Origin of the sequence: Gordonia sp. (in: high G+C Gram-positive bacteria) (genome assembly GCF_020438995.1) — a bacterium.
GTDB lineage: Bacteria > Actinomycetota > Actinomycetes > Mycobacteriales > Mycobacteriaceae > Gordonia.
Map to the genome: position 1 here is coordinate 88,706 of NZ_JAGQTN010000041.1, position 23,780 is coordinate 112,485.

Consider the following 23,780-nt stretch of genomic DNA (forward strand, 5'->3'; position numbering starts at 1 on the left):
CTACGCCTCGGCGGCGGCGGCCCGGGCCCGTATCGACGCGATGACGCCGCCGTCGTTGAGAATGTCTGTGCCCGTGAGGTATCCGGCTTTGTCACTGACACAGTAGGCGAATAAATCGGCCATCTCCTGCGCGGTGCCCCAGCGCGGCACGTTGGCGCCCTCGAGCAGCGCACCCGCGCCGGATTCGGCTTCGAGCCTGCCCATCTCGGTGTCGACCGAACCGGGGGACACCGACACGATGCGGATACCGGCGATGGTGAAACGCTCGGCCTGTGCCGACGAATACCACTTCACGAATGCTTTGCTGATCCCGTACGCGAAACCCGACTGAACTTGCTCGGGGTACGGGGCGTATATCTCGAGCAGGGCGGCGATGAAGGTCTCCGCGTCGGTCAGCGCCCCGGGAAAGAGTTTCTCGGGAATGAGTTCGGTGGGCACCATATGGGCGGCCATCGACGCGACGTTCACGATGGCGACCCCGTCGGAGATCGCACCCGAATCGAGTGCCAGCAGAGCCTCGTTCACGTTCACGGTGCCGAGTGCGTTGATCCGGCTGACGAACTCGGCATCGCCCATCCGGGGGCTGACGCCGGCCGTGTGTACCACCGACGCGATCGGGCCGATACCCGTTGCGGCGGCGAACAATCCGTCGACGGCGACCCGGTCGGTGACATCGCCGAGGATCGCGGTCACCGCGGTGCCGTCGAGCCCGGTGCCGTCGAGCCCGGTGCCGTCGAGTTCGGCGACGGCCGCGTCGAGGCGGTCCTGAGAGATGTCGAACAGGACGATGTGGTTGCCGGAACCGAGGAGCCGCGCCGTGGGCACGCCCATGCCGCCCGCGCCGGTGATCACTGAGACGGTGGTCATACCGATGACAGTACAGTCATGCTTTCGGTAACCGTCAACCCCCGTCATCCCCAACCGTTGGCGTGCAGCCAGTCGTCGTCGATGCCGAAATGGTGCGCGATCTCGTGCATCACCGTCACCACCACTTCGTGGGCCACCTGTTCACGGGAGTGGCACATCCCGAGAATCGGATCACGGTAGATGGTGATGGTATCGGGCAGATAGCCGGCGTAGTCGTGGGTGCGTTCGGTGAGCGCCACCCCCGAATACAACCCGAGAATGTGCGGGTCCTCCGCGTTCTCGGGTTCGACGAGGATCACCACATTCGACATCTCGGCGGACAACTCGGCCGGCACCTGATCGAGTGCGTCCGACACGAACCCGTCGAACTCGTCGTCGGACATGTAGACGGGCATCGCACTACCCCGCCGGAGCGGGAACCTCCACCGGATTCGCCTCGTACCCACCAGGCAGCGGCACCGGCGTGGGCAGCGCCCGGCCGGGAGGCGCCTGCGGCGGCGGCACCGGCAGCTTGCCGTTGATCAGCAGCGTCTCGCGGGCATCGCCTACGAGCGTGGCGAAACCGCCCTGGTCCGGCAGACCCAGATAGCAGACGGCGGTGCGACTGCCGGCCAGCCAACTCGGCTCCAGGATCACCGACCACTGGGTGTTCAGCGTGGTGGCCTCCAGCTTGGCCTTGCCGCCCATGAACCGTTCGGCCTGGCCGGGACACACCGACGCCAGGAACGCGTTCTGCTCATCCTTCGACGGCCACGGCCGCCCCGACAGCCGGTCACCGAACTTCACCGACAGATCCACCGTCCCGGTGGTCTGGAAGGCATGGTTCTCGGTGCAATTGACCTCGACGGTGGGCTTGCGCGCGGCGTCGATACCCACGCAGGTACCCGGAGCCCACTTGAACGACTGATCCTGATCGGCCACGCGGCCGGAGAACTGGGCGGGCTGACCGTCGGGCCCGGTCTGCTGCAGACCGCAGCGCAACTCCCGCGCCCCCTTGTCCCACTGCACCTGCGACGGGAACATCATGCTCACCGAGAACCGGCCGTGCGGGTCGCGTTTACCGCCGAGGTAGCGGTCGGCGATCACCGCGCACTGCTCGTCGCGGATCTGCGCGAACCGCGCGACGCCGGGCCACGGCGCGGACTCACCGAACTCCGAACCCGGCAGTAGCGCGGTGTCGAGGGGCCCTGCGACCTCGAATCGGTGCCGAAGCTGGCAGTCGACCTTCTTGGGATCGCCCGGATTGCCGGCCGCCCAGTCCAGGCAATCGCCCGCCGCGGACTCGGTGAACGCGTTCTTGGCCAGCTTTTCCTTACCGCCGATGCCCGTGTTGGCGACGTCGCCGCCGTCGCCGATGCCCTGGAAGATCCCGATCGCACCGGCGATGAGCGCACCGATGATCGCGGCCGTCAGCACTACCCGCAGCGGATTGGCGAGCGCACCTGAGCGGGATCGGCGTTCTGGTTCGGACTCGGCGTCGTTGTTCGGGCCCTCGTCGGGGTTGTCGCCAGAGTTGTCAGCCGGGCTGTCGCCTGAGTTGTTGTTCGAGCTGTCGCCTGAGTATTTATTCGGGCTGTCGCCCGGGGCTGCGGGGGGATTCTCGGAAACCTGTGTGTAGGCAAGCCTGTGGGACTCATCGTCGACAACGGGCAGCACCGTGGTCTCGGCACCGTCGTCGGCGGCGACCCAGTCGTCGGTGTCGGCCTCGCCCGGGTCTGCCGCGTCCGCGTCTGTCTCGCCCGGGTCTGTCTCGCCCCCGTCTGTCTCGCCCGGGTCTGTCTCGCCCCCGTCTGTCTCGTCCGCGCCGGCCTTGTCCAGGCTGACTTTCTCCGGCTCGGCTTCGTCCGGACCGGCCGGGTTGTGGTCGGCTTCGTCCGCGTCGGCCTGCTTCGCGTCGGCATCGCTTGGATCGGCATCGCTCGGATCGGCATCGTTCACATCGGTGCCGTCGGCGGCATCGGATTCGGTGACATCGGATTCAGCGGTGTCGTCCGTACTGGATTCGTCGGTGCCGTCGGCATCGGAATCTGCGGTGTCGTCGGCATCGGAATCGTCGGTGCCGGGGCCGCTGAGGCCGTCCGCATCCGGTTCGGTGTCGCCCTCGACCCGGGGGTCGCGGTCCTCGTCTGGATCGTTCATCACCGTCTATCATGCCTCCCCGGGTGATATGACCGAAGAACCATGCCGGAAATGAAGCCGCGAAGCGGCAGGCCGGTAGTGTTTTCCTTCGTGATCGACCTCAAGATTCTCCGCGACAACCCCGACCTCGTCCGTGCCTCGCAACGCAAACGCGGCGAGGACGAGGGTCTGGTCGATGCGTTGCTGACCGCCGACGCGACCCGCAGACACGCGATCGTCGAGGCCGACGGTCTGCGCGCCGAACAGAAAGCGCTCGGCAGGCAGGTCGGCAAGGCGTCCGGCGAGGAAAAGGCCGCGCTGCTCGCACGCGGCAAGGAACTCGCCGAGCAGGTCAAAGCGGCTGTCGCCCGGCAGAACGAGGCGGGCGAGTCGTCGGAGGCGGCGCATCGCTCGATCTCCAACATCGTTGCCGACGATGCCCCGGCAGGCGGCGAGGACGACTTCATCGTCCTTGAGCATGTGGGTGAGCCGCGGCAGATCGACGACCCGAAGGACCACCTCGAACTCGGTGAGTCGCTCGGCCTGATCGACATGAAACGCGGCACCAAGGTGTCCGGGTCGCGGTTCTACTTCCTCACCGGTCAGGGTGCGTTGCTGCAGCTCGGCCTGCTCAACATGGCCGCCGCGAAGGCCGTCGCCAACGATTTCACCCTCATGGTGCCGCCGGTGCTGGTACGGCCCGAGGTGATGGCGGGCACCGGTTTCCTCGGCGCGCATTCGGCCGAGATCTACCACCTGCCCGACGACGACCTGTACCTCGTCGGTACCTCCGAGGTGCCGCTGGCCGGCTATCACATGGACGAGATCCTCGACCTGTCCGACGGGCCGAAGCGGTACGCGGGCTGGTCGAGCTGCTTCCGGCGCGAGGCCGGCAGCTACGGCAAGGACACCCGTGGCATCATCCGCGTGCACCAGTTCGACAAGGTCGAGGGCTTCATCTACTGCAAACCCGAGGAGGCCGAGGCCGAACACCGCAAGCTGCTCGGCTGGGAACGGGAGATGCTCGCCGCGATCGACGTGCCGTACCGGGTGATCGACGTCGCCGGTGGTGACCTCGGTTCGTCGGCGTCGCGCAAGTTCGACTGCGAGGCATGGGTGCCCACGCAGAACACCTACCGCGAGCTCACCTCCACCTCCAACTGCACCACCTTCCAGGCCCGGCGCCTCTCGATCCGCTACCGCGACGACAACGGAAAGCCGCAGGTCGCAGCCACCCTCAACGGCACTCTGGCCACCACCCGCTGGCTGGTGGCGATCCTGGAGAACCACCAGCAGCCCGACGGCTCGGTCGTCCTGCCGCCGGAACTGGCCCGGTTCGTCGGCACCGAGGTCCTTGAGCCGAAGTAGCTGTCCTAAACCCCACCGCTGAGCCGAGGCATCGCAATAATTGCGATGCCTCGGTCTATTCGTGGGGTTTAGGACGGGCGGACGCCACAACTGTATGTATGCTGTGGCGCCCGCTACACTTTCCGGACATGACGAAGCATTGGGTGGGGAAGTCCGTGGCAGGCGTCATCGTGGGGGCGGCGGCCGTCGGGGGTGTCGTGACCGGTGCCGGACCGGCGTCGGCGAAGGTCGAGCCGGGATTCTATGAGCTTACCACCGTGGTGACGGGCGGTCCGGCGTTCACGCCGTCGCCGTTGCCGTCCAACGCACGGGTGATCGGGAACCGGCTGTACTACGACGAGAGCGGTGTCGGGCCGTGGAACACCAACCAGTACGTGATCCGGCAGACCCGCGCGGGCGGAGTCGTCACCCCCGGTGGGCTCGGCGACCTCATCTACCGGGCGGAACTGCGCAAAACCCGCACCGGGTACAAAGGTCCCCTCTACCTGCTCGGACTGCCCTACGGCCAGTTGGTGCTGCGTAAAGTGGACCGCAGGCATTCGGAATCCTTCCAGCAGACCCGCGAATCGAGGGATTCCGCGTATGCCGACGGCCCGGGCACTCCGGACGAGCAACTGGAACCCGAACAGCAGTAAAGGTGTAGCCATGAACCGCGCCGCAGACTCCATCGACATGCCGGACGCGGGGTCCGGGTCCGGCCGATGATCGCGGGTTCGATTGTCGCGGCGGTCGGCGCGTTCGCGTTCGCGGCGGCGGCGGTGCTGCAGGCACTCGGCGCGGCTCGGGTGTCACGATGCGCGACGACCATCGAGGAACGACGCTGCTCGGACAAGTCGCATCCGTCGCTGCGATCGACCGGCGCGACCATGATCACCGGCCCGTTCCTGATCGGATTCGTCTTCGACGTCATCGGTTTCGTCGCCACCATCGCGTCGGCCCGGATGATCCCGCTGTTCCTGTCGCAGACCATCATCTCGGCGCGGCTCGTGGCCACGGCGCTGCTGGCGATGGTGGTGATGAAGATCCACCTGTCGCTACGTGACTGGATCGCGGTGCTGGTGGTGGTCTTCTCGCTCGTGTTGCTGGCGGTGTCGGCGGGCAAGGAGGGCGTCGACGATCAGCGGTGGATGCACTGGTCCGTGCTCGCGGCGGGTCCGTTGTTGCTGCTGCTCGGGATCGTCGCGATGCGCCGGCTGCATCGTCATATCGCCTCGGCCACCGGCCTGATCGCGGGCGCGATCTTCGGGGTGATGGCGGTCGCGTCCCGGATCGTTGACGGTCTTGACCCGTTCGACGTAACCGCCCTGTTCACCGATCCGGCGTTCTACGGTCTGCTCATCAGCGGCATGTGCGGCTTCTATCTGTTCACCATCGCGTTGCAGACCGGGTCGGTCAACGGTGCGGCGGCGGCGCTGGTCGTCGGGCAAACGGTGCTGCCAGGTGCGATCGGCATCGCCTTCCTCGGCGACGTCACCAGGTCCGGCTGGGGCCCGGTGGCGATCGTCGCATTCAGTGCGGCCGTAGTAGGCGGGGTGGTGCTCGCATGGTCAGGCGCGGTGACCACCGTAGAAAAAGCAGAAAACTCAACAGTGCACGTCCCCGTGGCCTGAACAACCCTTCCCGCTCAACAATTTCCCTCAGCACCGGGCGGATCAATTCAGCGTCGAATGAATCCGTTGAGCGGGAACGATTTTACAGCTTTTCGGCGCGGAGGTCGTGGCCCTTGGTGGTGAGGCAGCGGCCGGTGGGGAGGTTCCATTCCCAGCCGTGGAGGTTGCAGGTGAGTTTGTCGCCGTCGACGACGCCGAACTTGTCGAGGTCGGCCTTCAGGTGCGGGCAGCGGCGCTGAATCTCCCAGCCGTCCTTACGGATCGACGCGTCGTCGTCGTGCGCTTCGGCGAACCAGCCGTCGGCGTAGGCGATGCGTTCGTCGGTGAGGCATTTGAAGAATGTGTACAGGTACTCGTTGTAGCCGCCGATGCGCCAGGTGGTGAACCGGGTCGACAGGAAGATGGTGTTGACCCAGTCGGGTTCGTTGTCGCGCAACACCGTTCGCACGATCTCGGTGGCGATGCGGAACCCGTACCGGTACTTTCCCTCACCCTCCTTCGGTTCGCGCACAATACGATTCGGGAAATCCAGGACGACGATCTCGGTCTCGTCGGTGACTTCCTTCGATGAACTGTGCGGGGTCATCACCAGACCGACCGGATAGCCGATGCCGTCGCAGATCAGATCTGATTGCCTCATGATCGGTTCGAACAGGTCGCGCAGCGCCGGCAGCAGCTTGTCGCCCTCGGCGGGCGCCCAGGTGGCCTTCTCCGCGGCGATGATCGGCGCGAACTTGGCCTGCATCCGCTCCAGATAGGCCTTCTTGTTGGGGCCGAACACCTCCTCCGGCGGATACGGATGTTCGATGCCGTCGAGCGTCGACCCGGTGAAATCGGCCGCCGACCCCGACACCATCATCAGCCCACGATGCTTCACGCCGTCGTCGGTGCCGTGGATGCGCATCTGCTCCAGGAACGTCATCTGGTCGGGGAAGATCGACGTAACGTCGCCGGGCACAGGATTGGTGCCGGGCGCCACGTCGAGATCGCCGATCGCCCCGGCCTTGATGTCACTGTCGGCGATGCCGGAACCGAGGTCGTTGACCGAGTACAGGTCCTCATCGAGGAACATCGGCGGCCCCGCCGACGGCACCACCCACGTGGCCCCGACCTGATCGATGTACGAACGTGCCCGGTCCATGCCGCGCTGACGTTTCTGCGCCGCGAAATTGGCCTTGGACTTGCGGGGGATGTCGTAGACCATCGGGTACCAGATGGCGCCCGAATACTGCAGCAGGTGCACGTCGACATGCCCGAACGCCTCGTCGACGACGTCGAGGTCGACGGGCCGGGCGTCGTTCATGTTGAAGCAGACCGTCTCGCCGTCGGACACGATGAGCCCGGAGTCACCGATCGGGCCGTCGGCGGGGGCCCGCAACGCGATGATCATGATGTCGAGCGACCCCTTGTCGCCCGTGACAGTGGTCTTCACCGAGTCGGTGGTCTCGACGAACTTGTGGAAACCGAGTCGTTCGAGTTCGCGTTTGAGGTCGGGCACCGGATAGTCGGGCAGCAGGACGGTGGTGTCCTTGTCGACGTTGTCGCGCAGGTTGACCTCGTCGAAGTGGTCGCGGTGCAGGTGCGAGACGTACAGGTAGTCGCACTTGCCGAGCGCCTTCCAGTCCAGCTCGGAGTTGTCCGGGAACGGGATCCAGGAGGCAAAGTATGCGGGATTGACCCACGGGTCGCAGAGGATCGAGCCGGCGGCGGTCTCGATGTGGAAACCGGCATGTCCGATGCTGGTGATCTTCACGATCTGGGCCTTTCAGGTGTCGCGCGGGCTGGCGCGATGCGTACGTCAATTGTCCAGAGTATCGAGTCCGATGGCGTCAGGACTGGGCCCTCTGTCACACCTGGTGCGGATGTGACGGGACATACACATCGGCGGGTGCGACTCCGGATGGTGTACCGGATGGTGTAACGGCGCGACCGATCCGCGCCCACCTGGTTAAGCTCGTCGTCATGGAACCCCTCTATGGCACCGTGATCACCGCTGCCCGACTGTTGTGGCTGGCCGAAGGCCTCAAATTCGGCGTATCCGGCGTCGGGAACGTTCCCAAGACCGGGCCGGGTGTGGTCGCGGTCAACCACACCGGCTACATGGACTTCACCTACGCCGGTATCCCCGCCTTCCTGCAGGGGCGTCGCAAGGTGCGGTTCATGGCCAAGAAAGAGGTCTTCGACAACAAGATCGCCGGACCGCTGATGCGGCGGATGCGGCACATCCCCGTCGACCGCGGCGCGGGTGCCGAGAGTTACGCGCAGGCCGTCGACTATCTCAAGCAGGGCGAACTCGTCGGCGTGTTCCCGGAGGCGACGATCTCCCGCAGCTTCGAGATCAAGGAGTTCAAGTCGGGCGCGGCGCGGATGGCCCTGGATGCGAACGCACCGATCATCCCGACGGTGATGTGGGGTTCGCAGCGCATCTGGACCAAGGGCCACCCGAAGCGCCTCGGCCGCACCGGGGTCAAGATCCTGATCAGCGTGTGCGAGCCGATCGACCCGGTCGGCGACGCGGACGCGATCACCGCGCAGCTGCACAAGGTGATGAGCGAGAAGCTGCTCGAATTGCAGGACGCCTACGGCACGCATCCGTCGGGCGAGTTCTGGGTGCCCGCCCGGCTCGGTGGTTCGGCGCCCACCCTTGAGGAAGCCAACGAACTCGACGCCGCCGACCAGGCCAGACGGGCCAGAAAGAAACCCGAGTGACGCCGCGCCTATCGCAGCCGCCGACGCTGATCGCCAGCGACGTCGACGGCACCCTCATCGACAGCTGCAGCCTGGTGTCACAGCGCACCCTCGACGTGCTCGGCGCCGCCCGTGACGCCGGAACCGAGTTCGTGCTGGCGACTGGCCGGCCGCCGCGCTGGATTCCGGAGATCACCGAGCAGTTCGCCGGAACCCGCGCCCGGGTGCGGTACGCCGTCTGCGCCAACGGCGCCATCGTGTACGACCTGGAGAACGACCGGATCCTGCACGCGGCGCAACTCGCCCCCGACGTGCAGCGGCACCTCGGCGACATAGTCGCCCGGCTGCTGCCCACCGCCGGTGTCGCCTCTGAACGTGCCGGTAACTCGGCCTACGACACCGCGACCCCACCGTTCGTGGCCTCGCCCGGCTACCAGCACGCCTGGCTCAACCCCGACCACATCGAGGTTTCCAACGACGAGATCTTCGCCGAACCAGCCGTGAAACTGCTGGTCCGGGTGCCGGAGATGCAGAGCCGCGACATGGCCACCGTTCTGGCCGGCGAGGTAGGCGATCTTGCCCAGATCACCTACTCCACCTCCCACGGCCTGATCGAACTCTCGGTACCCGACACCCACAAGGCGTCCGGGCTGCGCACGCTGATCGACCTCGCCGGCCTCGGCCCAGTGACGTCGGTGGCGTTCGGCGACATGCCCAACGACATCGAGATGCTCACCTGGGCCGACCACGGCGTCGCGATGGCCCACAGCGATCCGGCCGCCCTCGCCGCCGCCGACGAGGTGACCGCGGGCAACGACGACGACGGAGTGGCCGTAGTCCTGGAACGCTGGTTCTGAACCCGCGGTGGCCGTTGAGCACGCGGATCTACCGGAGGATCTCCTCGATCGAGGAGGCGGTCACGGCCCGCACCGTCCATGTGCTGAGCTGATCGGTATCGGTGCACGCATTGATCCGGTCGCGGGATGCGTCGTCGACGGCGATGTTCTTCGTCGCGAGCATCGTCAGAAGTGTCTTGGCCTGATTCGCCACCTGCCGTTCGAGTCCTTGCTCGAGTCCTTGCTCGAGTCCTCGTTCGAGTCCTCGTTCGAGTCCTTGCTCGAGTCCTTGCTCGAGTCCTTGCTCGAGTCCTCGTTCGAGTCCTCGTTCGAGTCCCTGTTCGAGTCCCTGTTCGAGTCCCTGTTCCAGACCCGCTCGCAGACCCTCCCGGAGCCCTTCCGTCTGAGCTTCGGCTTTGAGTTTGTCGATGAGTTCGCGGCCCCAATCGGTTTCCGCGACCCATGCGTGGGATTGGGTTGTCAAAACGACCTCCAGTTGCGCTAGGACATGGGCAGGGAAGACGGTCTGTGTGATCGCAGCGTACATCCGATGATTGACGATGTCAGGGTCGAAAACCGCTGGAAGTGCACGGAGAACATCCCAGTTGCCGGGATGCGTCATTGCCGAGAGCATCGCCAGATCGGGATCGGCGCGCGCGGCCGCGGTATTGGTGATGGGAGGTATCCGGGATGGACCCAGAACTATCGGGATGAAGGAGCCGTGTCCGGTCTCGACTGGTGTGGCGGCCCATCGTGCTGTTCTCTCGTCGGGACACAGGACGAGCAGGTAGACGGCATGTCGGAGGCGGCTCCGCAAGGCGGCCGCGTAGTGCGGCCAACTGAACCGCTTGTCGTTGTCGGGTCGCCGTTGGTTCTCGACGATGAGACCAGCCACGGGGTCGCCTGCGGAGTCGCGAAGGACCAGAACGGCGTCGGCGAGGAGCTGTTTGGGGACGGCATCGGTCAGATCCGAGTCGTCGACGGTGACACTGTCGTGTTCGGGCACCGTGACCTGGGCGAGGCCGGTGAGCAACTCGACCCCGAACTCCGCGCGGTTACGGATCAGTTCAAGGGGCGCTTCGTGTTCCGGTGACGGCATGGAACAAATGGTATGGCCCTGTTCGCGCATCGGGTCGCGTGAGCAGGGCCTGTCGGCACATCTGTGGATAAGTATTCAGTTGTACACAGCCAGCGGTCGGCACACGCAGCCGCAGTCAGGTGGTCGACAATGGCAGTCATGAGATGGGACAGTTTCGTCGGCACGCTTACGGGGATCGGGCACGTCACGCCGAACATGATCCGTGCGACGTTCGTCGTCGACGGTGGGTATGTGCCTATCAGACCCGGCGATGAGTCGGTGGTGCTGTACTTTTCCCGAGACGGCGTCGCGTTGCGGACCGAGCAGAGCGACGGCCCGGAGTCGTTCGGGGGCTGGGAGGTCGCCGACACCGAGCGCAGCCTGGGTAACCGCAACTTCACGATCCGCGGCTACGACAACGTATCTCGCGAGCTGATCATCGACATTGCCGAGCATCCGCATGGACTCGCCGTCGACTGGTTCCGCAAGGCGGAGCCGGGGTGGCAACTGCTGATGGCCGGTCCGCGGTCGTGGTACGACCCGCCCGCCGACGCCACGCGGCATGTGCTGGGCGCAGACCTGGCGGCGTTGCCGGCGCTCGCCCGTATCCTGGAGAACACACCCGGCCATATAGCCGTCACGGTTCTCGCCGAAGTGCTTGATGCCGAGGATCTTTCATACCTTCCGCACCGAGACAACACCACCGTCGTCGAATTGGTCGGTTCGGGAAACGATGCCGCTGAGTCGCGGTTGTCGGCGGCCCTGGCCGAACTCGACCCGAAACCCGATGCCTATGTCTGGTACTCGGCTGAATCAGCCGATATTCGCGCCGCCAAAAAGACCTTGCGTGCAGCGGGATTCGGCAGAGACCGGTACGACGTCGTCGGCTACTGGCGGCGGGATTCCGAGCGGTGGCTCACGCGCTTCAATGCGCGGGCCGACGAGTTCATGAAGGTTTATGACCAGGCGGTGGCTGCGGGGCAGTCTGCTGACGAGGCGATGGACACCTACGAGCAGGCGCTCGAACAGGCAGGGCTGTAACGGATCTGGTGTCGGTCAAGGAGAGTGGGATGGGTGATCGGTCGGCCGGTGTGCTGTGGCGTGCGGGTCATCTTGCCGGTGAGTACACGGTGCTGCCTGACGGATGTATGGACATCATTTGGAGCGGTGAGCGGCTCCTCGTCGCAGGTCCCGACACCGGTCCTTATGTCGGGAGTTCGCCGAACACGTGGTCGCCCATAGGGTTTCGGTTCCGTCCCGGTGTCGGACCCTCGGTGATCGGCCACGCCGCCCACGCTCTGACCGATGTCCGAATCCCCGCCGCGGATCTCTGGCCGTCGTACCGGGTCGATCAGTGGACCGAACAGCTTTGCGGCGGTGATGATCCCGCGGCAGCACTGGCGATGCTCTGTACGGAAACGGCTTATCGTCCCCCACCGGTGGCGGCTGCCGCGACGATGCTCGGCGATGGCGGTTCTGTGGCGGACACTGCCGACCGACTCGGCATCACCACCCGGACTCTGCACCGACTATCATTGCAGCACTTCGGGTATGGACCCAAGACACTCGCCCGGATCCTGCGCATGCAACGCGCCGTCGCCCTGCTGCCCCGCGCCGATCCCACGACCGTCTCGCATGCGGTGGGCTACGCCGACTACGCGCACATGTTCCGCGATCTCACCGAGCTCACCGGCCGATCACCGGTCACCTTCACCGCCGATCAGGCGAGCGCACAGTAGAAGTCGACGGCGTTGCCGTCAGGATCGCGGACCGTCGCATAACGCTGGCCCCACGGGGCGTCGAACGGTGCGTGTACCGACGGCGCACCCGCGGCGACCAGTGCGTCATGCACGGCGTCGACGTCGGTCGGCGTGGCGCACGCGAACGCCACCGCCATCGCGTGACCACCCGCCGGCGGTGTCCACGACGGATCGATCGACGTCATCACCTCCCGCGTGTCGAACATGACGCGCCAGTCACCTGCCTGCGCCTCCGCATGCGGTGCGGATGTGGCGTCACCGGCGAAGCTCAGGCCGCACCGCGTGTAGAACGCAACGGCCGCGGCCATGTCGGCGACCACGATGGACAGCGCGTTGGGAATCGGTTTGTTCATGACGTCGACGCTAACCGGCGACACCCCGGCGCCGCATGAACGTTTCGGACACGCCGGAATCAGGCAGCCGGCGTCGTAGGGTGGTCGGGTGAGCGCTGACAATCAGGAAGAAGCCGGTCGCGAGCTCGTCGCCGAGGCCTACCGGATCGCCGACGACGTGCTGTTCCCGGCGGCGGGTGAAGTCGACCGGACCTCGACGATCCCGGACTCGCACTGGCGCACGCTCGCCGACGCCGGCTTCTACGGCATTGCACTACCGGGCGAACTCGGTGGTCCGGGACTCGAGTTCGGGCAGCTCATCGAGATCCTCGAGGTGATGATGAGCGGCTGCCTCACCACCGCATTCACCTGGCTCCAGCATCACGGTGTCGTGATCGCACTCGCCACAACATCCAATGCTGAACTGCGGGAACGTTTTCTGTCTAAAGCGACGTCGGGGACGAAGCGCGCCGGCGTCGCCTATGCGGGAGCCGTCCCCACGCCGCCGCGGATGCGTGCGACCCGCGTCGACGGTGGCTGGCGCCTGGACGGTTACGCGCCGTTCGTCAGCGGTTGGGGCATCACCGAACTGCTGCAGATCAGCGCCCGCGATGTCGACACCGACGACGTCGTCGCGGCGATCATCGAGACGGACAAACTGCCGACGTCTGCGGTCCGGTCGGCTTCGGTTGATCTGACCGCCGGAAATGGTTCCCGCACAGTTGCGTTGGCGGTCAATTCGCTGATCGTTCGCGACGCCGACGTCGTCAGCCGGGTTCCGCTGGAAACCTTCTTCGCCACCCAGACCATCGGCGTCCGGATCAACGGGACTCAGCCGTTCGGGGTGATCCGCCGGTCCGTCGGACTTCTCGACGAGTCCGGCCACGCCGACGCGGCACAGGCGTTGCGCCGCCGCGGTGACGAGGTCCGTTCCCGCCTCGACCAGGGACTCGGCGACCCCGATGCCCTCATCCGGGCCCGCGCCGACGCGGCCCGGCTGGCGGTCGATGCGGCGTCGGCGCTGGTCGCGGCCGGCGGCGGCCCGGCGCTCATCAGGGGCTCCCATGCGGAGCGGCTGGTCCGGGAGGCCGCGTTCACGCTGGTCGCGGCCAGCCGCCCCGCATTGAAGGATCTCCTCGTTCACCAATTCAGTGGCGTGGAGGACAGTTCCTAACCGACGCTGCCGGAGCAGTTGGCGCTGGCGAACGGACCTTTGGCCGTCTGGGTGTACTTCACCTCGCCGTCGACGACGATCTCGCAGGTCGAGGTCGCGCCGTCGTCGCTGCTGTTGGTGACGGTCAGCGACGCGATCTTGCCGAACCCGGATACCGTGACCTGCTTCTCCCACGGCAGCGGCGCGTCGGTCTCCTGCGCCATGTTGAAGTCCTTGTCGGTCCAGGTGATCGAACCCGTTCCGGTTCCGGTGACGCGGTAGGTGACGATGACCTCCCGGTTCATCTCCTTGTCGATCTCGTTGGCGGCGCCGCCGATGAGTGCTACGCAGCCGCCGACCATCGCGACGAACAGCAGGATGATGCCGCCGAGAATCCACGGCCACTTCTTGCGCTTGCGCGCGGGCGGCATCTGCGGCGGGTACTGGCCCCCGTACAGCTGCTGACCGTACGGCTGCTGACCATACGGCTGCTGGGGATACTGCCCCTGCGGGAACTGGGGAGGCGGATTGTTGCTCATGATTCTCCTTGGGATGTTGGGCGGGTGGTGGTCAGCAGACGGCGAGGGCGTAACGGCCCGTCGCCGAATTCACCGACTTCTGAACGCCGTTGACGAACACTCGGCATTCGGCGTAGTAGCCGTCTGTCTGGATGGCGGCCGCGGTGAGCTGGTAGGTCGACCGAGAGGTGAATGACTGCGTGCCCGAGTACAACTTGGAGCCGGACCGCGTGTACTTGCCGTATGTCGGCAAATGGGTTGTGGTGAGCGAGGATTGATCGTTGTCGGCGTTGAACCAGTTGGACGACATGTTGTTTGCGACGTCGCTGATGAAGACGTAGCGGACCCGGTCGCCGGCGGTGGGGTCCTCGGTGCTCGCGACCGCGGTGCCTACCCCGATCGCGACGTTGGCGGCTGCGGCTGCGGTGATCGCGACGGCCGCGACAATCTGCTTCTTGTTCATGAAACTCTCCTTCATGTGGACGCGAAAGTGTGACTCGCTGATCCGGTTATGCGGACGGCCGGCAACGATCCGGAGTCCGCGTGGGTGGGTCGATATCGAGGTAGAGCGGCCTCGCCGCCCTCTGCTACCTCAGGAAACCTGTGCAGCTTGTCGATGCCGAGGACTATTGCATGAGGGTCTGACAAACCGGTTCGGCACTTGTTCTCGACCACCAGGGCCGGCGGCCTGCACAACGATGACCTGGGCAAGACCTGGTGTCGATATCGATTGCTGTTAAGTGGCCTTAACAGGAATCACGCATCCGAATGTCACGCCAGACGGCTACTGTCGTCGACGGAAGGAATCGGTGCGACCACGAGGAGGTGACCGGCGTGAGCATGTTGACGATGCAGGACATCGCGACCCTGGCGAGGGTATCCCGCCCTGCCGTCAGCCAGTGGCGCAAACGCACCACGGTGCGCGGCGAGGTCATGCCCTTTCCCGCGGTGGTCGAGCGCGTCGACGGCGTCGACCGCTTCGACCGCACCGACGTCGTCGACTGGTTGCAGCGCACCGGTCGCGGCAACAACCAGGCCGATCAGGCCCTGGATGCGGCAGCTTTCACCGCCCCGGACGAGGCACGTTTCGGCGATGTCGTCACCCTGCTGGCGCTGTACGCGCTGTCGGGGGCCGATTTCGGGTCGATGTCGCACAGCGATCTCGTCGACACTGCCCGCGCCGCCGACCCCGACGACGAGTTGCTGCTTCGCGAGGTGCGCAGGCTCTCGGTCACGGGGGATGTGCTCGGCTACGTCGATGATCTGATCGGCGCCTCGTACGGCCCCGCCGACGCTCTCACCCGGCTGGAGACCAGCAGAGTCGGACGGGAGCTCGGCCTGCGTGATCTGACAGCCGACGCGGTCGACGTGGTGCGCACAGTGGTCGGCGCCGCACGCACCCATATCGGTGGTGACGGTGTGCCGCTGATCCCGGCCGGCGATCCGGCGCTTGCCCTATCGGTGGCCGCCCCCGAAGGATCGCTCGTGGTGCATGCACGCGACGCCGCCACCCGTGAATTGCGGCGTCGCGCACTCATTCTGGGTGTCGACGTCGACTCAGTGGCGTACCGCCCGACGGTGACGGTGTCGTCGCTGGTGGGGCTCACCGATCGGGAGGCCCTCGACGGCCTCGACGACGTCGTGCTCGATCTCGCGCCGGGCTGTGCGGCGGTGGTGCTGGGCCCGGCCAGGGAACTGACCGATCATCTGGCCGGGTCCCTGCACACGCGGCGCCTGCAAACCCTGGGTGTCGGCAATCTGGTTGCCGCGCTGCGTCTTCCGCGTGGATTGTGGCGGGAGGCGCACCGTCAGTGTCTGGGTGTGTGGGTATGCCTGGGCGGGGCGGAGGCCGGCGAGGTGGCGACGGTCGATCTGGCGGCACCGGGTGAGTCAGCCGATCTCGCCGCCGATATCGCTGCGGCCCTTGAGGATTCCATCGTCGGTGGTGGCCTGGCCGGGTCGCGGCGGGCCTACCGTTACGCGCGGTCGCGTGAGTTACAGCGGATCCGCACTTCGGGCACGCTCGTTCCCCGTGGCACGAGTGCCCCGCGCCTGCTCACCGACGACCCGTCGCAGTACACCGATCGGGTGCACGCGGCAACCCTGGTGACATCGGCGCTGCTGCCGCCGCTCGACGTGCCGATCGGTATGTCGCCGGGCCGATTCCGGTTGCAGCAGTATTCTTTTCACGAACTATGCGAACGTGGTCTCATCTCGGTGTATTCGGGGAGCCGGTTCAATGCCGACCATCACGATCCGGCCGGAACGGTCCCGGTACTGCCCGATCGCACGCTCATGCTCGACCCGTTCGACGCGGCCCAGCTCTACCCGAAGGCCCGCCGCACCGACCCCGGCGACGTCGTGTTCACGGAAAAGCCGCTGCCGCGGGCCTGGATCGACCCGCACGGCGGCTCACTGGTCGCATCCCCCGCCAAACTCCTGCGCATCGGCCCCAACGCCGCATTCGGTCCGAACCTGCTGGCCACCGCCGTCAACACGCTCGCCGAACCGGGTTCCGAATGGCAGACGTGGAGCATCCCCAACCTCACCGACGACGACGCCCGCCACCTCGAAACCGTCCTGGCCCAGGTCACCGGCTACCGCACCGAGGCCGAAGCCAAGGTCCGCGCCGCCCACGATCTGGCGACAGCCCTGATCAACGGCGTCGCCGCCGGTGCTGTCACCCTGGACACCGCCGACACCACGACCGGAATCGAGGTAACCACCCACACCGCCCGACCCGCAGACGGACCCTGAGCCCAAAGCGACGAAGGAGCTTTCCCTATCGCAATCGTGACCGGCAACACCGTGGTCTCATCTTGATCCCTGAGGCCGAAGCGACGAAGGAGCGAGGGTCACGAAGGGTCCGGCGACCCAAGGCTCCCAAACCAACCACCCATAACCGCAAAGAGGAACCCCCACCCCATGCCCCCCGGCCAAAAACAGCCCCCCGCAACCCCTTCGACGATGAAGGAACTCAAGGACACCCTGTGGAAGGCCGCCGACAAACTCCGCGGCTCGCTGTCGGCGAACCAGTACAAGGACGTCATCCTGGGCCTGGTGTTCCTCAAATACGTCTCCGACGCCTACGACGAACGCAGAGAAGCGATCCGGGCGGAGCTGATAGCCGACGGCATGGACGACGACCAGATCACCGAACTGATCGACGACCCGGAGGAGTACCAGGGCTACGGCGTGTTCGTGGTCCCCCCGATCGCCCGCTGGACGTATCTGGCCGAAAATGCCAAAGGCAAACCGGCCACCGACGATCAGCCGGCCAGGAACGTAGGCGAGCTGATCGACGAGGCGATGGACGCGGTAATGGCCGCGAACAAATCGCTACAGGGCACCCTGCCCCGAATCTACAACCGCGACAACATCGATCAGCGCCGCCTCGGTGAACTGATCGACCTGTTCAACAGCGCCAGATTCTCAAGGCAGGGCGAACACAAGGCCCGCGACCTGATGGGCGAGGTCTACGAATACTTCCTCGGCAATTTCGCAAGGGCCGAAGGCAAACGGGGCGGCGAGTTCTTCACCCCCCGCAGCGTCGTGCGGGTCATCGTCGAAGTCCTCGAACCCAAGAAGGGCCGCGTCTACGACCCATGCTGCGGTTCGGGCGGCATGTTCGTGCAGACCGAACAGTTCATCTACGAACACGACGGCGACCCGAAAGACGTCGCCATCTACGGCCAGGAAGCCATCGAAGAAACCTGGCGGATGGCCAAGATGAACCTCGCCATCCACGGCATCGACAACAACGGCGTGGGTTCGCGCTGGGGCGACACCTTCGCCCGCGACCAACACGCCGACGTCCAGATGGACTACGTCATGGCCAACCCCCCGTTCAACATCAAGGACTGGGCCCGCAACGAGGACGACCCCCGCTGGCGCTACGGCGTCCCCCCGGTCCGCAACGCCAATTACGCCTGGCTGCAACACATCCTGTACAAACTCGCCCCCGGCGGCAAAGCGGGCGTGGTCCTGGCCAACGGCTCCATGTCGTCCAACTCCAACGGCGAAGGCGACATCCGCCGCGAAATCGTCGACGCCGACCTCGTATCGGCCATGATCGCCCTCCCCACTCAATTGTTCCGCTCCACCGGAATCCCGGTCTGCCTCTGGTTCTTCGCCAAAGACAAGACAAAGGGCACCCAAGGTTCGGAGGACCGTTCCGGCCAGGTCCTGTTCATCGACGCCCGCGACCTCGGCTACATGGTCGACCGCGCCGAACGCGCCCTCTCCGACGACGACATCGTGCGCATCGGCGACACCTACCACGCCTGGCGCGGCTCTAGTTCTGCTGTGGCCAAGGGTATCTCGTACGAGGATGTCCCCGGCTTCTGCAAGTCCGCTTCGTTAGCCGAGATCGCCGCCGCCGGCTACGCCCTCACCCCCGGCCGCTACGTCGGAGCCCCCGAAGTAGAAGACGACGGCGAACCCATCGCCGAAAAGATCGCCCGGTTGAAGACGGAGTTGTTTGCGGCGCTGGATGAGTCAGCGCGCTTGGATGTTGTGGTGCGGGAGCAGATGGGGCGGGTTCATGGGTGAGGTAACGACTCTAGGCACGCTGGCAGATGAGGGTGTCCTCGAATTGGGTGATGGCTATCGCACCAAGCGTACGGAACTCGGCGACGAAGGGTTCCGTATTCTCCGTGTTGCGGACATGGAAGACTGGGCCGTACATGCAGACGGCCCGGACCACGTCCGAGAGGAGTACCGACGTGCGATCGGACCCAAGCTGAGCGAACCTGGAGACGTGCTTCTGTCAACGAAGGGCACTGTGGGCCGTGTCGCGATCTACCCGGAGGGCTTGGAGCAGGTCGTTTACAGCCCACAGATGTGCTATTTCAGGGTTCGGCCAGGGAATGGTTTACATCCTCGCTACCTCGCCTACTGGTTCAAGTCATCGGCCTTCGGCCGCCAACGGAGCGATAGATCTGCAAGCACTGATATGGCCCCTTATATTTCGCTGCGGGATCTGCGTTCAATTGAACTATCCCTGCCACCGCTGAGAACCCAACGAGCCATCGCCGAAGTCCTTGGCGCTCTCGACGACAAGATCGCAGCAAACGAGCGGGCGATCGCGGCTGGGAGATCCCTGGCGAAAGCGGAGTTTGAGCAGTTCAGTCGGTCGGTAGGGAGCGAACGGATGTCACTTTCCGACCTCGCTGCTCGCGGGTCGCTCGCATTCGGTGACGGGTACCGGACGAAGAAGTCGGAGCTGGCAGAGTCGGGCTATGCGATAGTTCGGGCCGCTGATGTGAAGGGAGCGAAGCTGACGTTCCCGGATGGGGGAAACTGCGTCTCAACCGATTACGCAAGCAGGATCGGCGCCAAGACTATCCAGCCGGGTGATCTTGTCATGACGACGAAGGGAACCGTCGGACGAGTTGCGGTGGTACCTAGTCAGGTCGATCTGGCCGTCTACAGCCCACAGTGTTGCTACTTCCGGGTAGAGGACGCGAGCGGTCTTGACTGGGGCTACTTTGCCGGCTGGTTCCTCAGCGACGATCCGCAACGCCAGATCGAACCCCTGATGCATAAGAGCGACATGGCGCCATACGTCAACTTGAAAGACGTCGGCAGCGTATCGATTCCGGTCCCGGACATCGCGACACAGCAAGAAATCGGAGCGGTTCAACGTCAACTACTGGGTCAGGCCCACGCACTCGTGAACGAAAACGCTGCCCTCGCGTATACCCGCGACCAACTCCTCCCTCTCCTGATGTCGGGAAGGATTTCGGTAAACAGCATCAACGGTGGTTCACCTGAGTAGCCTGGAATCGTGACGTGTCGACTACCTAACGGTAGGTGGTGGTTTCGTCCCGATCCAAGAGGGAGGAGTATCAGGTGAATCCTGATATTGAATATACGGCCGAATTCGCTACGGCTCTTGACGCGCTGCACAAGGGTCATAGCATATTCTTGACCGGTAAAGCTGGAACAGGTAAGTCCACTCTGATACGTGACTTCATTGCTACATCTGACGCCCAAGTGTTCGTTACCGCTACCACCGGAATTGCCGCGCTCAATATTGGTGGCGAGACTGTTCACCGGCTGCTTGGTATGAAACCAGGAACGACTGAGTACGATGTGAATAGCGGCAGCTATCATCCGAAGTCACGTTCGCGGGTTATCAGATCGATTCAGACCCTGATTATCGACGAGGCGTCGATGTTGAGGGCGGACACCTTCGACATGATTGTCGCAATACTTGAAATGTATGGCCCGCAGCCGGAGAAACCCTTCGGAGGTGTGCAGCTCGTTCTCGTCGGTGACCTGTATCAGCTCCCACCAGTCGTTCGAGATGAGGAGAAGGACTATTTCCGGACCGTGTACGATTCTCCGTTCTTCTTCTCCGGCCACCGATATATCCGTGAACTCGTTCCACCGTTCGTCCTGACCAAGGTTTTTCGCCAATCAGGTGACCCTGAACTGACACAGCTGCTCAACGAAGTACGAGAAGGAGATGCCGCAGGAGGTGTGTGTGATGCGCTGAACCGTCGTGTGATTCCTGACTTCAGTATTCCGAATGATGAGTTCTGGTTGACGTTGACAACCACCAATAGGATTGCAGCCGCGCGGAACAGCATGAGGCTCGACGCCCTGGAAGGTGTTTCGTACGAAAGCCATTCCTCAGTCGAGGGCGATATTTCGGATGTAGAGGAGCCGAACGATCCCGTCGTGAAGTACAAGGTGGGTGCACAGATCATGATGCTTACCAATGATCCTGCCGATCGGTGGGTCAATGGAACGGTCGGCACAATTGTGGCTGTTGATCCTACTGAAGGCGATCGGGTCCTGGTCGAATTCCGAACGGGTGGCACTGCATGGGTAGGTCGACACCGTTGGGAAACTACACGTCCTAGCGTAGAGGATGGCAGAATTGTGCACCAGGTTGTCGGCGTATTCGAGCAGGTTCCTTTCAGGCTTGCCTGGGCGATCACGATTCACAAGAGCCAAGGCCAGACGCTCGATCGGATGGTCGTGGATCTATCGGGGGGTACGTTCAGCGATGGGCAGACTTACGTTGCACTCAGTCGTGCAACTTCCTTGGAAGGGATAGTGCTTACTAAGCCTGTTGCGCCGAAGGACCTGAGGACCGACATCCGGGTGAAGAGGTTTCTGTCTCCGCATGACCCTGGTGCCGTGGAAGCTCCTCGGTGTGCCATATCAGTCTGGACGGTGGGGGCGGACTCGACGTTCGGGGGCAAGGCGCGGCCAGTGGAAATTGGTGTAGCGTTCTCCGACGGAAGCAGAATATCCAGCATCGTAAATCCGCAACGAGACCCAGGAGACGCACTGGCGGACTACGGCCTATCGAACGACGACCTGTTGATTGCTCCGACGCTGACGGAGGCGTGGTCCGTGATCGCACCTTTCGTTACAGGTTGTACGCCGGTTGGTGCCGACCTGGACCGCGTCGCCGAGATTCTTGACCACGAGGCCAAGAGACTGGGACAGTCGATTGCATTGCCACTGGGAACGGTAGTGACAATCATGCCAGACGACATTCAACCCAGAACCGCCTTGCAACAGGCAGTTCGTGATCTGTATTGGGCATCGTTAGGTCCTGTTGACGACGTAGCCCAGGTCTTCTCGGAGTATGAGGAACGAGGCTCGTCGTCTGGGTACCTCCTATCGCGAGACGGGCTGGTACAACCGGAATCGGCCGGGTCCCGAATTTCGGGGAGCCAAGTGGTTCGCGACAGCTTGATTCTGAGCGAAGTGGCTTTGCACAAGCGTCCGGACGCAGGGTCGATTTCCGAGGATTTCGTGACAGACGGCCACGTCGCCCGCGCTGTAACCGCGCGCCTTCGGAGCGTGGCTGAGGGCGCTGGGCGTCTCTCGGAGGGGCTTATCGAGCGGCTGGACCGCGTAGAAGCGCTCGTGAGATCGCCGCTCCGGGATGCGACCGATCTCATGGCACCTTGTCTTGCGGAAGTGTTGAGGCCCGGCGCGAGAGTATGCTTTACCGGCAGCTACGTTGATCCAAACGGGGAGGTGGTGAGCAAACGGGATCTGGAAGCACTTGCCGGCAGGAGCGGCTTGACGGTGGTCAAGGCTGTGACCAAGAGTAGATGCGATGTGCTTGTAACCGCACAGATAGGGTCTCAGTCAAGGAAGAGTCAGGACGCGAAGAAGTACAACAAAGCAATCGTCGCGACCGGAGAGTTCCTTGACTGGGTTTCGGAAGTAGAGGAAAGGTAGATAGAGGGTGTTCTCTTATGTCGTGGTTGTCAACGCCGGCGAGGACCGGGTAATTTCTTGGCAGGTTTCGGTACGTCCTGAGCCGGTGATGACAAGATTGGTCGGAGCATGGACGTCCGGGCACGTGCCCGCATCGAAGACCAGCGCTGTACTACTTGCAGGCCAGGGACCGACCCCGGAATCGGTGATGGAGATGGAGGTTTTCCAGTTTGAAGAATGCTGGAAGGTGGTACTCGCTGAACAGCATCGGTTGGAAACATTGAACACATTGTCACTGACGAAGTCCGGCGCGCCGCGGGCACCCATTGAATGGTCGATGATCCCCGATGTTCTGACCTTCGATACAGCTTTCCAGACCCTTCCTGGCGTTACAGATGACCCAGACATTGCATACACCCTGGGGATCGCGCGGTGGGTGCAAAGCCTCGCGGATGCTTGGGCTGAGCTTGAGACGATCAGGACCAGTCGGGACCACCTCCGTGGTGAAACTGACCATCCTCGGACGTTTCCCGGTGCTCCGGGGCTGGCCGAAGCCGTGTGTAGCAGCGAGTCCGTTTGCTGATGACGAGCGGTAGCGTGGCGATGATCGCGAACGTTGGGCATATCGACACTTCATGCTTCCTTCGGTCCCCACTACCGCCTGCACCCAAAGCGGCGCGATAGCGGTCGCATGTGGCAGGGTCCGGTACCCTGTGGTGTGTCCGATTTCTATCTCTATTGCGTGACGACATGAGCTACGAGCGAACGTCACGAAAAATGTTCGGTGATCTGATCGGAGTTCCTCAAGGGCCACAGCTTCCGGGTCGTCTACGAGATCCTCGGCGCAGAGGGCAGCCGGAAAATTGTCCGTCAAGGACATTCTCGTATAGTGCCCCAAGGTGAAATTGATATACTAATTTCGCCTTTCCCATCGATTGGATGTAATCTCGATTAGCACACGTGCGGGTGTATCATCGTCGTTTTCTGGCAATCTAGTTTCGCTCAGGATGATCCGCTCCACTCGAGTGGCGAGTGTCTTGAAATCGACATACCTGGGATCATCGGAGCTGTACCAGTCCAGCGGTACGCGATCACGTACCGCTTCACGCAACTGTTGAAACCGTTGCCTGAACTGACCTAGATCCGCGAGTAGTGGTGGGAGTTCCGGCGTTTGAGAAGACAAAAGTGCTTGTCCTGGTTGATAATTGAGGTTGCGAAGCCAAAAACTATCAGACCGGGAGAAGCACCTTGTCGGTGAA

22 protein-coding genes are annotated in these 23,780 nt (G+C 64.0%); 13 read left to right on the forward strand and 9 right to left on the reverse strand.

Annotated elements, in window-relative coordinates; all coding sequences use genetic code 11:
• From KDB67_RS03475 to KDB67_RS03485, 3 genes are read right to left on the reverse strand one after another with little or no spacing between them, the layout of a single operon-like run.
• The gene (locus KDB67_RS03475; RefSeq protein ID WP_291012410.1) at positions 1-867 is read right to left on the reverse strand and encodes an SDR family oxidoreductase; all 867 of its coding nucleotides are present in this window, start codon (positions 865-867) and stop codon (positions 1-3) included.
• 44 nt (positions 868-911) lie between these two features.
• Complete coding sequence (locus tag KDB67_RS03480) at positions 912-1,262, reverse strand: metallopeptidase family protein (protein ID WP_291012413.1); 351 nt, start codon at positions 1,260-1,262, stop codon at positions 912-914.
• Between the two features lie 4 nt (positions 1,263-1,266).
• Entirely contained in the window at positions 1,267-2,292 is a 1,026-nt protein-coding gene (locus KDB67_RS03485; RefSeq protein ID WP_291012478.1) for a septum formation family protein, read from the reverse strand.
• Positions 2,293-3,096: 804 nt separating this feature from the next.
• Between KDB67_RS03485 and serS the strand changes: the two genes are divergently transcribed.
• The 3 genes from serS to KDB67_RS03500 all read left to right on the forward strand — a co-directional run bounded on the left by serS (position 3,097) and on the right by KDB67_RS03500 (position 5,963).
• Positions 3,097-4,353, forward strand: coding sequence for a serine--tRNA ligase (serS, locus tag KDB67_RS03490; RefSeq protein ID WP_291012416.1), 1,257 nt, complete (start codon positions 3,097-3,099; stop codon positions 4,351-4,353).
• Positions 4,354-4,481: 128 nt separating this feature from the next.
• On the forward strand, positions 4,482-4,988 hold the full coding sequence (locus KDB67_RS03495) for a hypothetical protein (protein ID WP_291012419.1): 507 nt from the start codon (positions 4,482-4,484) through the stop codon (positions 4,986-4,988).
• 66 nt (positions 4,989-5,054) lie between these two features.
• Positions 5,055-5,963, forward strand: a complete 909-nt coding sequence (locus KDB67_RS03500; protein ID WP_291012422.1) for an EamA/RhaT family transporter — start codon at positions 5,055-5,057, stop codon at positions 5,961-5,963.
• An 82-nt stretch (positions 5,964-6,045) separates the two neighbouring features.
• Here KDB67_RS03500 and KDB67_RS03505 read toward each other — a convergent pair whose 3' ends face one another.
• Positions 6,046-7,716, reverse strand: coding sequence for an MBL fold metallo-hydrolase (locus KDB67_RS03505; RefSeq protein ID WP_291012424.1), 1,671 nt, complete (start codon positions 7,714-7,716; stop codon positions 6,046-6,048).
• A gap of 209 nt (positions 7,717-7,925) precedes the next feature.
• On the opposite strand from KDB67_RS03505, the gene KDB67_RS03510 reads away from it, so the two are divergent.
• Together KDB67_RS03510 and KDB67_RS03515 are read left to right on the forward strand one after the other, a co-directional pair.
• Positions 7,926-8,672 (forward strand): lysophospholipid acyltransferase family protein, encoded by a 747-nt coding sequence (locus KDB67_RS03510; protein WP_291012426.1) that lies wholly within the window; start codon positions 7,926-7,928, stop codon positions 8,670-8,672.
• Entirely contained in the window at positions 8,669-9,508 is an 840-nt protein-coding gene (locus KDB67_RS03515; protein WP_291012428.1) for an HAD family hydrolase, read from the forward strand. The genes KDB67_RS03510 and KDB67_RS03515 overlap by 4 nt, the downstream gene beginning before the upstream one ends.
• Positions 9,509-9,536: 28 nt before the next feature.
• Here KDB67_RS03515 and KDB67_RS03520 read toward each other — a convergent pair whose 3' ends face one another.
• Positions 9,537-10,586 carry a hypothetical protein gene (locus KDB67_RS03520; protein WP_291012431.1) on the reverse strand — a complete coding sequence of 350 codons (1,050 nt, stop codon included), beginning with the start codon at positions 10,584-10,586 and terminating at the stop codon, positions 9,537-9,539.
• A gap of 138 nt (positions 10,587-10,724) precedes the next feature.
• On the opposite strand from KDB67_RS03520, the gene KDB67_RS03525 reads away from it, so the two are divergent.
• Positions 10,725-11,606: an SIP domain-containing protein gene (locus tag KDB67_RS03525; protein ID WP_291012433.1), complete on the forward strand. Its 882-nt coding sequence runs from the start codon at positions 10,725-10,727 to the stop codon at positions 11,604-11,606.
• Positions 11,607-11,635: 29 nt separating this feature from the next.
• On the forward strand, positions 11,636-12,304 hold the full coding sequence (locus KDB67_RS03530) for a helix-turn-helix domain-containing protein (protein ID WP_291012439.1): 669 nt from the start codon (positions 11,636-11,638) through the stop codon (positions 12,302-12,304).
• Here the strand turns inward: KDB67_RS03530 and KDB67_RS03535 are convergent.
• Positions 12,286-12,678 (reverse strand): VOC family protein, encoded by a 393-nt coding sequence (locus KDB67_RS03535; RefSeq protein ID WP_291012442.1) that lies wholly within the window; start codon positions 12,676-12,678, stop codon positions 12,286-12,288. The two genes, KDB67_RS03530 and KDB67_RS03535, sit on opposite strands and share 19 nt — an antisense overlap.
• A gap of 88 nt (positions 12,679-12,766) precedes the next feature.
• Here KDB67_RS03535 and KDB67_RS03540 point away from each other — a divergent pair, with 88 nt between their 5' ends.
• The gene (locus KDB67_RS03540; RefSeq protein ID WP_291012445.1) at positions 12,767-13,831 is read left to right on the forward strand and encodes an acyl-CoA dehydrogenase family protein; all 1,065 of its coding nucleotides are present in this window, start codon (positions 12,767-12,769) and stop codon (positions 13,829-13,831) included.
• Here KDB67_RS03540 and KDB67_RS03545 read toward each other — a convergent pair.
• Both KDB67_RS03545 and KDB67_RS03550 read right to left on the reverse strand, forming a co-directional pair.
• Positions 13,828-14,349, reverse strand: a complete 522-nt coding sequence (locus KDB67_RS03545; RefSeq protein WP_291012448.1) for an MmpS family transport accessory protein — start codon at positions 14,347-14,349, stop codon at positions 13,828-13,830. The two genes, KDB67_RS03540 and KDB67_RS03545, sit on opposite strands and share 4 nt — an antisense overlap.
• Before the next feature lie 31 nt (positions 14,350-14,380).
• Positions 14,381-14,791 (reverse strand): hypothetical protein, encoded by a 411-nt coding sequence (locus KDB67_RS03550; protein ID WP_291012451.1) that lies wholly within the window; start codon positions 14,789-14,791, stop codon positions 14,381-14,383.
• A 377-nt stretch (positions 14,792-15,168) separates the two neighbouring features.
• Between KDB67_RS03550 and KDB67_RS03555 the strand changes: the two genes are divergently transcribed.
• From KDB67_RS03555 to KDB67_RS03575, 5 genes are all read left to right on the forward strand, one after another.
• Positions 15,169-17,085 carry a helix-turn-helix domain-containing protein gene (locus KDB67_RS03555; RefSeq protein WP_291012480.1) on the forward strand — a complete coding sequence of 639 codons (1,917 nt, stop codon included), beginning with the start codon at positions 15,169-15,171 and terminating at the stop codon, positions 17,083-17,085.
• A 168-nt stretch (positions 17,086-17,253) separates the two neighbouring features.
• Positions 17,254-18,879 (forward strand): class I SAM-dependent DNA methyltransferase, encoded by a 1,626-nt coding sequence (locus tag KDB67_RS03560; RefSeq protein WP_291012454.1) that lies wholly within the window; start codon positions 17,254-17,256, stop codon positions 18,877-18,879.
• Positions 18,872-20,107, forward strand: coding sequence for a restriction endonuclease subunit S (locus tag KDB67_RS03565; RefSeq protein ID WP_291012457.1), 1,236 nt, complete (start codon positions 18,872-18,874; stop codon positions 20,105-20,107). Before KDB67_RS03560 ends, KDB67_RS03565 begins: the two co-directional genes overlap by 8 nt.
• Before the next feature lie 74 nt (positions 20,108-20,181).
• Entirely contained in the window at positions 20,182-22,542 is a 2,361-nt protein-coding gene (locus KDB67_RS03570) for an AAA family ATPase (RefSeq protein WP_291012460.1), read from the forward strand.
• A 7-nt stretch (positions 22,543-22,549) separates the two neighbouring features.
• Entirely contained in the window at positions 22,550-23,104 is a 555-nt protein-coding gene (locus KDB67_RS03575; RefSeq protein ID WP_291012463.1) for a hypothetical protein, read from the forward strand.
• 330 nt (positions 23,105-23,434) lie between these two features.
• Here KDB67_RS03575 and KDB67_RS03580 read toward each other — a convergent pair.
• On the reverse strand, positions 23,435-23,780 hold a 346-nt coding region (locus tag KDB67_RS03580), incomplete at its 5' end, for a hypothetical protein (protein WP_291012465.1).

Excerpts from the sequence above, each read along its gene's own strand:
- KDB67_RS03565 (WP_291012457.1), top strand. The coding sequence starts at position 18,872 with ATGGGTGAGGTAACGACTCTAGGCACGCTGGCAGATGAGGGTGTCCTC.
- KDB67_RS03495 (WP_291012419.1), top strand. The coding sequence starts at position 4,482 with ATGACGAAGCATTGGGTGGGGAAGTCCGTGGCAGGCGTCATCGTGGGG.
- KDB67_RS03545 (WP_291012448.1), bottom strand. The coding sequence starts at position 14,349 with ATGAGCAACAATCCGCCTCCCCAGTTCCCGCAGGGGCAGTATCCCCAG.
- KDB67_RS03500 (WP_291012422.1), top strand. The coding sequence starts at position 5,055 with ATGATCGCGGGTTCGATTGTCGCGGCGGTCGGCGCGTTCGCGTTCGCG.
- KDB67_RS03520 (WP_291012431.1), bottom strand. The coding sequence starts at position 10,586 with ATGCCGTCACCGGAACACGAAGCGCCCCTTGAACTGATCCGTAACCGC.
- KDB67_RS03535 (WP_291012442.1), bottom strand. The coding sequence starts at position 12,678 with ATGAACAAACCGATTCCCAACGCGCTGTCCATCGTGGTCGCCGACATG.
- KDB67_RS03560 (WP_291012454.1), top strand. The coding sequence starts at position 17,254 with ATGCCCCCCGGCCAAAAACAGCCCCCCGCAACCCCTTCGACGATGAAG.
- KDB67_RS03475 (WP_291012410.1), bottom strand. The coding sequence starts at position 867 with ATGACCACCGTCTCAGTGATCACCGGCGCGGGCGGCATGGGCGTGCCC.
- KDB67_RS03510 (WP_291012426.1), top strand. The coding sequence starts at position 7,926 with ATGGAACCCCTCTATGGCACCGTGATCACCGCTGCCCGACTGTTGTGG.
- KDB67_RS03550 (WP_291012451.1), bottom strand. The coding sequence starts at position 14,791 with ATGAACAAGAAGCAGATTGTCGCGGCCGTCGCGATCACCGCAGCCGCA.
- KDB67_RS03525 (WP_291012433.1), top strand. The coding sequence starts at position 10,725 with ATGAGATGGGACAGTTTCGTCGGCACGCTTACGGGGATCGGGCACGTC.
- KDB67_RS03555 (WP_291012480.1), top strand. The coding sequence starts at position 15,169 with ATGTTGACGATGCAGGACATCGCGACCCTGGCGAGGGTATCCCGCCCT.
- KDB67_RS03530 (WP_291012439.1), top strand. The coding sequence starts at position 11,636 with ATGGGTGATCGGTCGGCCGGTGTGCTGTGGCGTGCGGGTCATCTTGCC.
- KDB67_RS03480 (WP_291012413.1), bottom strand. The coding sequence starts at position 1,262 with ATGCCCGTCTACATGTCCGACGACGAGTTCGACGGGTTCGTGTCGGAC.